Source organism: Roseateles microcysteis (genome assembly GCF_036880965.1).
Classification (GTDB): domain Bacteria; phylum Pseudomonadota; class Gammaproteobacteria; order Burkholderiales; family Burkholderiaceae_C; genus JAUASW01.
The window spans coordinates 394,029-405,205 of sequence record NZ_JBAJMV010000003.1; the positions used below are offsets into that span (position 1 = coordinate 394,029).

10 protein-coding genes are annotated in these 11,177 nt (G+C 67.7%); 6 read left to right on the top strand and 4 right to left on the bottom strand.

What is annotated here, in order from left to right; translation table 11 throughout:
• Positions 1–5: 5 nt before the first annotated feature.
• Positions 6–704 (bottom strand): fumarylacetoacetate hydrolase family protein, encoded by a 699-nt coding sequence (locus V3596_RS10835; RefSeq protein ID WP_334277738.1) that lies wholly within the window; start codon positions 702–704, stop codon positions 6–8.
• A 25-nt stretch (positions 705–729) separates the two neighbouring features.
• Between V3596_RS10835 and V3596_RS10840 the strand changes: the two genes are divergently transcribed.
• Entirely contained in the window at positions 730–1,623 is an 894-nt protein-coding gene (locus V3596_RS10840; protein WP_334277739.1) for a septal ring lytic transglycosylase RlpA family protein, read from the top strand.
• Between the two features lie 13 nt (positions 1,624–1,636).
• On the opposite strand, the gene V3596_RS10845 is transcribed toward V3596_RS10840, so the two are convergent.
• Complete coding sequence (locus V3596_RS10845; protein ID WP_334277740.1) at positions 1,637–2,386, bottom strand: SDR family oxidoreductase; 750 nt, start codon at positions 2,384–2,386, stop codon at positions 1,637–1,639.
• Positions 2,387–2,446: 60 nt separating this feature from the next.
• Between V3596_RS10845 and V3596_RS10850 the strand changes: the two genes are divergently transcribed.
• Both V3596_RS10850 and V3596_RS10855 read left to right on the top strand, forming a co-directional pair.
• Complete coding sequence (locus V3596_RS10850; RefSeq protein ID WP_334277741.1) at positions 2,447–3,631, top strand: GGDEF domain-containing protein; 1,185 nt, start codon at positions 2,447–2,449, stop codon at positions 3,629–3,631.
• Positions 3,631–4,776 carry a GGDEF domain-containing protein gene (locus tag V3596_RS10855; protein ID WP_334277742.1) on the top strand — a complete coding sequence of 382 codons (1,146 nt, stop codon included), beginning with the start codon at positions 3,631–3,633 and terminating at the stop codon, positions 4,774–4,776. The genes V3596_RS10850 and V3596_RS10855 overlap by 1 nt, the downstream gene beginning before the upstream one ends.
• Before the next feature lie 36 nt (positions 4,777–4,812).
• Here V3596_RS10855 and V3596_RS10860 read toward each other — a convergent pair whose 3' ends face one another.
• Positions 4,813–6,429 (bottom strand): GGDEF domain-containing protein, encoded by a 1,617-nt coding sequence (locus tag V3596_RS10860; protein WP_334277743.1) that lies wholly within the window; start codon positions 6,427–6,429, stop codon positions 4,813–4,815.
• Positions 6,430–6,508: 79 nt separating this feature from the next.
• Positions 6,509–8,023 (bottom strand): CoA-acylating methylmalonate-semialdehyde dehydrogenase, encoded by a 1,515-nt coding sequence (locus V3596_RS10865; RefSeq protein WP_334277744.1) that lies wholly within the window; start codon positions 8,021–8,023, stop codon positions 6,509–6,511.
• A 90-nt stretch (positions 8,024–8,113) separates the two neighbouring features.
• Here V3596_RS10865 and V3596_RS10870 point away from each other — a divergent pair, with 90 nt between their 5' ends.
• The 3 genes from V3596_RS10870 to V3596_RS10880 all read left to right on the top strand — a co-directional run bounded on the left by V3596_RS10870 (position 8,114) and on the right by V3596_RS10880 (position 11,169).
• Positions 8,114–9,043 (top strand): LysR family transcriptional regulator, encoded by a 930-nt coding sequence (locus V3596_RS10870; protein ID WP_334277745.1) that lies wholly within the window; start codon positions 8,114–8,116, stop codon positions 9,041–9,043.
• A 46-nt stretch (positions 9,044–9,089) separates the two neighbouring features.
• Positions 9,090–9,800, top strand: a complete 711-nt coding sequence (locus V3596_RS10875) for a queuosine precursor transporter (protein ID WP_334277746.1) — start codon at positions 9,090–9,092, stop codon at positions 9,798–9,800.
• A gap of 730 nt (positions 9,801–10,530) precedes the next feature.
• Complete coding sequence (locus tag V3596_RS10880) at positions 10,531–11,169, top strand: YecA/YgfB family protein (protein ID WP_334277747.1); 639 nt, start codon at positions 10,531–10,533, stop codon at positions 11,167–11,169.
• The last annotated feature ends 8 nt before the right edge of the window (positions 11,170–11,177 follow it).

Below are 11,177 nucleotides of genomic sequence, written 5' to 3' on the forward strand. Positions count from 1 at the left end.
CTTGCTTATTCGGGTTCGCCAATTGTCAGCGTGAGCGCGGCCACGCCTTCGATCAGGCCTTGCAGCTGGTCGCCCGGCTTGACCGGACCCACGCCTTCGGGCGTCCCGGTGTAGATCAGGTCGCCCGGGCCCAGGTGGTAGTACTGCGAGAGATTGGCCACGATCTCGGCGGAGTTCCAGATCATGTCCGACAGGTCGCCGCGCTGCCGTTCCTCCCCGTTCACCGACAGCATGATGGCACCCGCCATAGGGTGGCCGATCCCGGCCGCGGGCACGAGCTCGCTGATGACCGCCGATTGTTCGAAGGCCTTGCCGAAGTCCCAGGGACGCCCGGTCGCCTTGGCCTCGTTCTGCAGGTCGCGCCGCGTCATGTCCAGGCCCGCCGCATAGCCCCAGAGGGCCGCCTTCGCCTCTTCGGCGCCGACCTTGAACACCGGCGCGCCCAAGGCGATGACCAGCTCCATCTCGTAGTGGAAATTGCGAGTGCCCGGCGGATAGGCCACCGTGCCGCCAGACGGGAACAGCGCGCTGGCGGGCTTGCAGAAGAAGAACGGCGGCTCGCGGTCCGGGTCGGAGCCCATCTCGCGGGCATGGGCCGCGTAGTTGCGGCCGACGCAGAAGATGCGGGAGACGGCGTAGCGCTCGCCTCGGCCACGCACGGCCACCGAAGCCTGGGAGGCTGGCGGGAAGATGTAATCGCTCATGCCCGAGAGGCTACCATCGCGCCCGATGCGCCGACTCGTCGCCCTTCTTTGCTCGCTCGCCCTGCTGGCCGTTCTCGGCGGCTGCGCCACGCGTGCGCCGACGCCGGTGTCGAACACGCCAGCGACGGGCCGCGACGGACCGGAAGCCAACCCACCCAGCAATCTGATGACGGTGCCGGACGCAGTGCCCAAGGTCGAGCTGGTGCGCCTCTCCGGTCCCAACAAGCCCTACGAGATCGAGGGCGTTCGCTACCAGCCCTTCGTCGAGGACAAGCCCCTGGTGCAGCGCGGCCTGGCCTCCTGGTATGGCAAGAAGTTCCATGGCCGGCCGACCGCCAATGGCGAGGTCTACAACATGTATGCGATGACGGCGGCCCACGCGACCATGCCCATCCCCAGCTATGCGCGGGTGCGCAACCCGGCCAATGGCCGCGAGGTGGTCGTGCGCATCAACGACCGCGGCCCCTTCCATCCGGGGCGTGTGATCGACCTCAGCTACACCGCGGCCCTGAAGCTCGACCTGCTGCGCGGCGTGGCGCCGGTGGAGGTGGAGCGGCTGACGGCCGAGCAGATCCGCAGCGGCGCATGGAAGCGCGATGCCAAGGAACCGCCACCGGTCTATGTGGCGCAGGAGCCTGTGGGCGCGCCGCAGCGCGAGTCGCTGAACACTGCCGCCAGCAGCAGCGGCAGGATCTGGCTGCAGCTCGGCAGCTTCAAGCTGCTCGATGGCGCGGAAGCCTTCCGCAGCCTGCTGGTGGGTGACGAGCCGGCGCTGGCACCACTCTTGACGGTCTTCAAGCAAGGCGGGCAGCACCAGTTGATGGCGGGCCCCTATGGCTCGCGAGCGGAAGCCGAAGAGGCCGCCGCGCGTTTCAACTTGCTCTTGAAGGAGCCGGCGAAGATCGTCGAGCGCAAGTAGCTGCAAGCAAAGCTCAGCGGCCGCCCGCCACGTCCAGTGTGGCGCCGACCGTATAGCTCGCCGCATCGGACATCAGCCACAGCACCGCCTCGGCCACTTCTTCGGCACGGCCGAGCCGGCGGATCGGTATCTGCGCAGCGGCGGCTTGCAGTTTCGCGTCGTCGAAGCCGCTGGTCTGGTGGATCTCGGTTTCGATGATGCCGGGCCGCACGCCGTTGACCCGTATGCCCTCTTCGATCAGCTCGCGGCCCAGGCCCACAGTGAGGCTGTCGAGCGCGCCTTTGCTGGCGGCGTAGTCCACGTAGAGCCCGGGCGAGCCGAGCTGCGCGGCGCGCGACGAGATGTTGACGATGGCGCCGCCGCGGCCGCCACGGGCCGTGCTCATGCGCCTGGCCGCCTCGCGGCTGCACAAGAGGGCGCCGAACACATTGACCTCGAACAGGCGCTGCCAACGGGCCAGGTCCATGTCCACCAACCGGGCGCCCGGCACCACGATGCCGGCGTTGTTGACCAGGGCTGAGAGCGGGCCGAGCTCGGCGTCGATGCGCTCGAACATGTGCAAGACCTGCCCCTCGTCGGCGACATCGGCCTGCAGCGTGACGACGCGACTGCCGCCGGCACGCAATTCGGCGGCCAGGCTTTCAGCAGCGGCCGCATCGCGCGCATAGTTGAGTGCAAGCCCATAGCCGGCGCTTGCAGCTCGCCGCGCAATGGCAGCGCCGATGCCTCGGCTCGCGCCGGTGATGAGGGCAATCCTGTGCATGGAGGCATTGTGTCAGCGCACGGGCCTGCGCGATGATGGCTCGCACCCTGATCGAACGGAATGCAGTTCTTCGACGCCACCACCCTGTTGCTGGTCAATGCCTTGTTCAACGGCATGGCCGCCTTGTCCTGGGCTTTGCTGGGCAGCGTGTTCCGCGTGGCGCCGCGCGCCAGCTGGCTGCTGGCGGGCGCCCACCTGGCCAGGCTGGGTGCACTGCGCTGTCATGAATGCCGCGTCGATTGGCCGCTGCACGCCTGGCCCGCGCTGCCCGACTTGTTCGCGCTGCTGACCCTGGCCCTGATGTGCCTGGGCGTGCGCCAGTTGCTGCGGCTGCGCTTCTGGTGGACCGACGTGGCCCTCATCGTCGGGGCGGGCACCCTGCTCGTGCTGGCGCTGCGAGACCAGCCTGTCCTGCTGCAGGTGGGTGGCTCTGCCGCGATGGCCCTGCTCGCGCTGCTGACCTGGCACGACGTGCGCATCGGCGCGCGGCCGCTGCTGAGAACCAGCCTGCGCTGGCTGCTCGCTCTGCCCTATCTGGCCATCGCCGCCGCGCTCGCGTGGCGCGGCTCGCGGCCCTTCTGGGACGCTGACTCGACCAGCATCTCGCCGCTGACGATCTGGCTCTGGCTGCTCCTGAGCCTGGCGAGCGCGGTCAGCCTGATGGCGCTGGTCCTGGACCGGCTGGTCGGGCGGATCTCACAGCTCTCGCTGGAGGACCCGCTGACTTGCGCCCTGAACCGCCGCGCGCTGATGCGCGAGCTGCAGCGTCTGCAGGCCTTGGTGCAGCGCGGCCATCCCTTCTGCGCGGTGCTCCTGGACATCGATCATTTCAAGTCCATCAATGATCGCCACGGCCATGCCGGCGGCGATGCGGCGCTGGTCCATCTGGTGCGCGAGCTGCACCAGGAGTTGCGCCCGGCGGACGTGCTGGGCCGCCTGGGTGGCGAGGAATTTTGCGTGCTGCTGCCACACACGCAGTTGCCGGAGGCGGCCGGCATCGCCGAGCGACTGCGTGCCCGTCTGGAAAACCGGCCCTGCCCAGGCACGATCGGCGATATCGCGCTCAGCGCCAGTTTCGGCGTGGCGCAGGCGCGGCCTGGTGAATTGCGGCCCGAAGCCGTGCTGGTGCTGGCCGATCAATTGCTGTACCGGGCCAAGTCGCTGGGCCGCAACCGGGTCTGCGTGGAAGGAGACGGCGAACGGGAAGCGCCAGGGGAAGAAGCCGCCGCAGGAGGGTCGGCCTGATGCTGGAGACCGTGCCGCTCACGCTGTTGGCAGCCAATATGCTGTTCCTGCTGACTGCCGCCCTGGTCTGGGCGGGCTTGAGCCAGGTGCTCGTCATCGGGCAGCGCACGGTGCTGCTGCTGGCCTTGGCCAATGCGCTTCTGGCCGCATCGCTGGGCTGCAATGCCTTGCGCGGCATCGCCTGGGACGGACTGAGCTACTGGGGTGCCAACATGATGGCGATCAGCAGCTTTGCGCTCCTGCGCCAGTCCATTCCGACGGCCATCGGTGCGGCGCCCTCCTGGTGGCCGACCTTGGCGCTGCTGGCCGTAGCGGGCCTGCTGCTGGCGCCGATGCCGCCGGACAGCGACTGGATGCCCGTCATCAACTTCAGCTGCTTGAGCCTGTTGATGGGCTTCACCAGCTTCGAGACCTGGCGCCACCTGCGCCGACGGCTCAAGCTCGCCTTGGCGCTGGGCCTGTGCAGCCCGCTGATCCTTGTCACCGCCCTGCTGCTGCTGCGCCTGGCCCTGCTGCTGCAGGGTTCCGGTGCACGCATCCGTGACGCCAGCGTGGGCAATGTCGCCTGGCTGTGGGCGGTGCTGCTGATGGGCCTGGTGCTGAACGCGACACTGGCCTTCATGGTGCTGATGCGCTTGATACTGCGCATCCGCCGCCTGACCGAGCGCGATGCGCTGACCGATGCGTTGAACCGCCGCGCTTTCGGTGCCTTGCTGTCGCGCGAGCAGGCACAGCTGGCTCGCGGCCAGGGCCATGCGCTGGTGATGCTGGACGTCGATCATTTCAAGCGCATCAACGACACGCTGGGCCACGCAGCCGGCGACGCAGCCTTGAAGCATCTCGTGCAGCAGCTGCAAGGCTGCCTGCGCGAAGCCGACCGCCTGGGCCGCCTGGGCGGCGAGGAGTTCGGCGTGCTGCTGCCGCTGAGCGACCAGGCAGGTGCCCTGCTTGCCGCAGAGCGCATGCGTGCCACGCTGCAAGCGCATCCTCTGCTCTGGCAGGGCCAGCCATGGCCGATGACGGCCAGCTTCGGTGTCGCGGTGGCTCAGGCGCCGCACGACGATGCCGATGCGCTGATGCAGCGCGCCGACGCAGCGCTCTACCGGGCCAAGGAGGCGGGCCGCAACCGGGTGGAAGCGGACTGATCGGCGAGTGGATCGGCAGGCGGGGCCGTCGCCACCTCAGGCCAGTGCCACGCGATTGCGCCCCAGGTGCTTGGCGCGGTACATCGCGCTCTCTGCGCGTGCCACCAGCAGGTCAGTGGAATGCGGCGGCGCGGTGGCCAGGCCGATGCTCAGCGTCGCATCAAGGCCCGGCGCCAGCTCCGACCAGGCAAAGCCCTCCACGCATTGACGCAGGCGCTCGCAGACCTCGAAGGCACGGTCGGGCACGGTGTCGGGCAGGACCACGAGGAATTCCTCGCCGCCGTAGCGCAGCAGCAGGTCGCTGCCGCGGGTGTTGTCCTGCAGCATGCCGGCCAGGGCCTGCAGCACGCGGTCTCCGACCGCGGCGCCGTGCTGGGCATTGATGGCGCTGAAATGGTCCAGGTCGACCAGCGCGAGCGTGAGCGGCGTGCCGCGCGCCTGGGCCTCGGCCACCAGCTCGGGCAGGCGTTGCTCCATCAGGCGGCGGTTGCCCAGGCCGGTGAGCGGGTCGCGCAGCACGTCGGTATCCTCGGGCGCGCGCGCGGCTTCACCGGCACGCGGCCGTTGCGCCTCGATGCGGCTGGCCACATAGCGGGACTGGGCGATCAGCTGCGCGCTGGCGCGACGTCGCTCCAGGAGAGTGAGCGCTTCCAGATGGCGCAGCGCCGCTTCGTTCAGCCCCAACTGCCTGGCGCATCGGTAGGCGGTGCCGTGCAGCCGGCGCTGCTCGGCGAGATTGGACTGGCCGACCATCTCATGCAGGAGCCGGCCCAGCGCCGCATAGGCCGCATCGGCATGGCCGCGGGCCTGGGCCAGCTCGGCACGCAGGCAGCCGACCCGGCCGGCCAGCGCGAGGAAACCATGCTCCTGGCAGCAGCGCTGGGCGCTGTCGAGAAACACGCCGGCTTCGTCCAGCTGGCGCAGATGCAGGAGGGTCTCGCCGAGATGGCTGTCGCCGAGCGCGACGGCATAGGGGTCGCCCAGCTCGCGCAGATGCGGCCGCACCTGGCGGCCGAGCTGCAAGGCGCGTTGCAGGGACTGCTGCGACTCGGCCTCGCGGCCGGTATCGCGCAGCAGCTGAAAGCGGCCCATGGCCACGGTCCAGAGATTGTTCAGCGCCACCACCTGCTCGAAGGGCGTGGCCTGCTCGCGCACCAGGGCGGCGGCTTCGTTCATCAGGCGCTCGGCCTGCCAGGGGTCGCCCATGCGCTCGAACACCATGCCCAAGGCGTTCAGGGCCACCGACTCGAGGCGCAGATCCGCGAGTTCCTTGGCAGCGGCACCGGCTTCCTGTGCGGCGGCCAGGGCAGTTTCGAATTCCCCCTGATCGGCAGCGGCCAGGGCGGTCCAGCGCAAGACTTCACACAGGCCGGGGCTGGCGCCGCCGGCACGCATCAGGGGCAGCAACTGCTCGACAGCGGCGAGCATGTCGGCCAGCTGGCCGCGGCGCATGAGGAAGAAGCAGCGCAGCCGGCCGGCCTCGATCTGCTCGCTGACCTGGCCTTGACTCAGGCCCAGGGCCCAGGCCTGCCCGGCCAGGTTGAGCCCGACTTCCAGCCGCGAGGCCGTCTGCGCGGCACGGGCCTGCGCAATCAGCTCGGGCAGCGAGGCGGCGGCGGGTACGGCGGGATCCTGTGGCGTGGCGTACTGCATGGGCCCGTCAGCGTAGCGGAAGTCATGCCCCGTGCAAGCCCCGCAGAAACGGGGCTGTTGGTCTGCAACGACTGGCGCGTCAGCGGCTGGTAGGCATGACGAACTCGGCGCCCTTGCCGATGCTGGCCGGCCAGCGCTGCATCACGCTCTTCTGCTTGGTGTAGAAGCGCACGCCTTCTTCACCGTAGGCATGCATGTCGCCGAACAGGCTGCGCTTCCAGCCGCCAAAGCCCTGCCAGGCCATGGGCACCGGAATCGGCACATTGATGCCCACCATGCCGACCTGGATTCGACGTGCAAATTCACGTGCCACATTGCCGTCGCTGGTGAAGCAGGCCACGCCGTTGCCGTACTCGTGATCATTCACGAGCTGCACGGCTTCAGCGAAGTCGTGCGCACGCACGCAGGCCAGCACCGGGCCGAAGATCTCTTCCTTGTAGATGCGCATGGTCGGCTTGACGTTGTCGAACAGCGTGCCGCCGGTGAAGAAGCCGTTTTCCAGACCCGCCACCTTGTGGCCGCGGCCATCGACCACCAGCGTGGCACCCTCCTCGACGCCGATGCCGATGTAGTTCTCGATGCGGTCGCGCGCTTCCCGCGTGACGATGGGGCCCATCTCGGCATCGAGTGCCATGCCGTTCTTGATCTTCAGCGTGCGGGCGCGTTCGGCCAGCTTCGGAATGATCTTGTCGGCCGCGTCGCCAACCAGCACGGCCACCGAGATCGCCATGCAGCGCTCGCCGGCCGAGCCGTAAGCCGCGCCGATGAGCGCATCGACGGCTTGATCAATGTCGGCGTCCGGCATCACCACCATGTGGTTCTTGGCGCCGCCCAGGGCCTGCACGCGCTTGCCGTTCCTGGCGCCGGTCTCGTAGATGTACTGGGCAATCGGCGTGGAGCCGACGAAGGACAGCGCCTTCACATCCGGATGATTCAGGAGCGCATCGACCGCCACCTTGTCGCCCTGCACCACGTTGAACACGCCGTCCGGCAGGCCGGCCTGCTTGAGCAGCTCGGCGATGAAGAGGCTGGGCGAAGGGTCGCGTTCGCTCGGCTTCAGGATGAAGCAGTTGCCGGTGGCAATGGCCAGCGGCGCCATCCACATTGGCACCATGAAGGGGAAGTTGAATGGCGTGATGCCGGCGACCACGCCCAAGGGCTGGCGCATCGTCCAGTTGTCGATGCCGGTGGACACCTGCTCGGTGTAGTCGCCCTTCAGGAGCTGCGGGATGCCGCAGGCAAATTCGACGACGTCGATGCCGCGCGTCACCTCCCCCTGCGCGTCGGTGAAGACCTTGCCATGCTCGGCCGTGATCATCGCTGCGATGTCGTCGCGGTGCTTGTTCAGCAGCTCCAGAAACTTGAACATCACCCGCGCGCGGCGCAAGGGCGGCGAATCTGCCCATGCCGGGAAGGCAGCCTGGGCAGAGGCCACGGCCAGGTCCACGTCTTGCACGCTGGCGAGCTGCAGCTGGCGCGCCACGGCGCCCGTCGTCGGGTTGTAGACGGCCTGGCTGCGGCCTGAAGTGGCGGGCACGGCGGTGCCGTTGATGAAGTGGGTGACGGCTGCGCTGCCGCTGAAAGCTGAGGTCATTCTTGTCTCCTGGAGATGAGCCAAGTCTAGGAATGACGACCGCAACTGCCAATCCGCTTTCGGCGATTTGATTGTTCGTTAATATGAACAATGGCCACGACAAAACCGAGCGAACTGCGACATGAACTGCTGTGGGGGCAGATGCATGCGCTGACGGTGATCTCGCAACTGGGCAGCTTCACCAAGGCGGCGCAGCGACTGGGGCTTTCAAAGGCGGCGGTGAGCCAGCGCATTGCCGAGCTGGAGAAGGCCCTGGGCCAGCAGCTGGTGCACCGCACCACGCGCGCGGTGCGCCTCTCGGAGGCCGGGCGGGAGCTGGTCGAGCAGACCGAGGCGAGCTTTGCCCACATCACCCGCACGCTGGGCGTCACGCGCGATGCGGTGGGCCAGCCGCGCGGCCTTTTGCGAGTGACGGCGCCAGTGGCGCTGGGCCGCCAGCATGTGGCGCCACTCTTGGCCAGCTTCTTCCAGCGCTACCCGGAAATCCGCATCGAGCTGGACCTGAGCGACCGGCTGCAGCCATTGGCGCAAGAAGGCTTTGACCTGGCGGTACGCCACACCAGCAGCCCGCCGGATTCGCATGTGGCGGTGAAGCTCTGCAGCTCGCGTGCCCTCTTGCTCGCCGCACCCGCCTACCTGGCGGCCCATGGCGAGCCACGGCACCCCGAGGAACTGGCGAGCCATGCCTGCCTGCCCTATCTGCGCCCCGGCCCGGCGCAATGGCTGTTCGAGAAGCGCGGCCAGCGCCTGCGCGTTCCCGTTCAGGGCCCCTTGCGCGCCGGCAACAGCGAAATCCTGCGCGATGCGGCACTGGCCGGCCTGGGACTGGCGCTCCTCCCTGACTTCAGCGCCGGCCCGGCCCTGCGCAGCGGCGCGCTGGTCGAGGTGCTGTCGGACTGGAAGCCGGTCGGCTTCTTCGGCGATGCGATCTATGCGATCCACCCCTGGAGCAGCACGACGCCGCGGCCGCTCAAGCTCCTCATCGAGCACCTGCGGCAACACCTGAGTGCAGGGTTCTAGGGCGTCCCTACACTCGCGCGAACATCGACAAGAGAGAAGGCCCGCAATGACCCAGACAGCACGCAGCTACAAGTATTACGACCTGATCATGGCCGCCTTCGTCTGCGTGCTGCTGTGCTCCAACCTGATCGGTGCGGCCAAGGCGGCCACGCTCAACCTGCCGCTGCTTGGCCAGGTCACGTTCGGCGCAGACCTGATGTTCTTCCCGTTGTCCTACATCTTTGGCGACATCCTGACCGAGGTCTATGGCTACGGCCGCGACCGCCGCGTCGTCTGGGCCGGCTTCGGCGCCCTGCTGTTCGCGGCCTTCATGGCCTATGTGGTGGTGAACCTGCCGCCGGCGCAGAACGAGTTCATGGCCGTCTACCAAAAGCAGGTCGAGGGCGTGTTCGGCAACACCTGGCGCATCGTCGCCGGCTCGATGATCGCCTTCTGCTGCGGCAGCTTCGTCAACAGCTTCGTGATGGCCAAGATGAAGATCCTCACGCAGGGCCGGCATCTGTGGGCGCGCACCATCGGTTCGACGGTCGTCGGCCAGTTCGTCGACACCAGCTTCTTCTTCGTGATCGCCTTCTGGGGCATCTGGCCGCAGGAACAGTTGATCGCAGTGACGATCACGCAATATCTGTTCAAGACCTGCTGGGAAGCGGCGATGACGCCGATCACCTACAAGGTGGTGGGCTTCCTGAAGCGCGTCGAGAACGAGGACTTCTACGACCGCAACACCAACTTCACGCCCTTCAGCATCAAGCTATGAAAGCCGGCGCTCAGCGAAGGAGCCTATGAAAGGTTCATCGCCGAGTTCCGGCGATGTCTCTTGACGGCACATTGCTGCCATTCGTTTTCTTGTTCCTCTGTTGGTCGAAGATCAGGCCGCCAGCGGGTTCCCCTGCGCTCGTGTCCCCCGGCCCTGGCTGCGCCAGGTCCTCCTCCTTTACCTCGCTTCGGGAAACCCACTGCCGACCTGATCCGCACCACTGTGGCCTTCGCCTGGTGGCATGCGCAGGTTCGGCCGAGGGTGTCGGGTGAGGGTTTGGGCGAGGTAAAGGAGGAGGATCGGGCGAAGCCCGGTCCGGGGGACAGGAGCACAAGCCCTCACCCGATGGCCTCGGCAGCGCGAACGAGCTTCAACGCGAACGGCTGCTACGTGCCGGTAGGCGCCTTCCACAAAGGTCGGCGAAGGTGCAAAAAAAGGCCCGGCCGGCGAACCGGGCGGGCTTCAAGTCCTTCAGAAAAGGACGTCGTTGGGATCGGTGCGGTGCGCCTTGCTACACCGCTTGAACGCAACTGTAGGACCCACCCCCGCCCGCAGCCATCCCCAAGAGGTGGGAAGTTGGCCCGCAAAGCAGGGACATTGAAGTGACAATCCGTGAATGAACGCACCCAAGCCCCCTGCCAAAAGTCACGCTCGCCCCAGCCCTGCGGCCAAAGGGCCCGCCAGGCCAGGCAAGCCGGCCGCAAAGCCTGCCAAGGCCGTCGCTGCCGGCTTGAGCGAAGCCGAGATGGAGCGCCTGCAGTCGCTGCTGGACAAACTGCCCGCGCCGCTGGAGCCGCTGGACATCAGCATGCTGGATGGCTACCTCTGCGGCGTGCTGCTGCAGCCCAAGGCGGTGCCGGACGCGCAATGGCTGCCCGCCATCTTCGACAGCGAAGGCAGGCCCATTCCGCCCGGGCTTGATCTCGCGCCGGCGAAGGGCCTGATCCTGCGACGCCACAAGGAACTGAACCAGGCGATCTCGCAGCGCCAATGGTTCGACCCCTGGGTGTTCGAGCTGGAGGAAGACGCCGACCCCTCCGAAGTGCTGATGCCCTGGGTCGCCGGCTTCTCGCTGGCCACGGAGCTGTTCCCGGCGCTGATGAAGCAGGACGGCGCGGAGCTGCTGGAGCCGCTGGCCATGCTCTACATGCACATCGATCCGGACGATCTCGAGGATGCCGACGAGCTGCTCGAGGAAATCGAATCGATGGAACCGCCGACGGACCTGGAAGCGGCCGTCGAGAGCCTCGTCGTCGCGACCATGCTGCTGGCCGATGTGGCCCGACCGCAGAAAGATGGGAGCCAAATGAATACGGCGGCCCGCAGGCCGCCGCAGAGAAAGGGCCCGCCGGTACGCGGGCGCTACTGAGATGCGCT

Bases quoted from the DNA above. Each gene is read 5' to 3' on its own strand.
- V3596_RS10835 (WP_334277738.1), bottom strand. From the start codon at position 704: ATGAGCGATTACATCTTCCCGCCAGCCTCCCAGGCTTCGGTGGCCGTG.
- V3596_RS10840 (WP_334277739.1), top strand. From the start codon at position 730: ATGCGCCGACTCGTCGCCCTTCTTTGCTCGCTCGCCCTGCTGGCCGTT.
- V3596_RS10845 (WP_334277740.1), bottom strand. From the start codon at position 2,386: ATGCACAGGATTGCCCTCATCACCGGCGCGAGCCGAGGCATCGGCGCT.
- V3596_RS10850 (WP_334277741.1), top strand. From the start codon at position 2,447: ATGCAGTTCTTCGACGCCACCACCCTGTTGCTGGTCAATGCCTTGTTC.
- V3596_RS10855 (WP_334277742.1), top strand. From the start codon at position 3,631: ATGCTGGAGACCGTGCCGCTCACGCTGTTGGCAGCCAATATGCTGTTC.
- V3596_RS10860 (WP_334277743.1), bottom strand. From the start codon at position 6,429: ATGCAGTACGCCACGCCACAGGATCCCGCCGTACCCGCCGCCGCCTCG.
- V3596_RS10865 (WP_334277744.1), bottom strand. From the start codon at position 8,023: ATGACCTCAGCTTTCAGCGGCAGCGCAGCCGTCACCCACTTCATCAAC.
- V3596_RS10870 (WP_334277745.1), top strand. From the start codon at position 8,114: ATGGCCACGACAAAACCGAGCGAACTGCGACATGAACTGCTGTGGGGG.
- V3596_RS10875 (WP_334277746.1), top strand. From the start codon at position 9,090: ATGACCCAGACAGCACGCAGCTACAAGTATTACGACCTGATCATGGCC.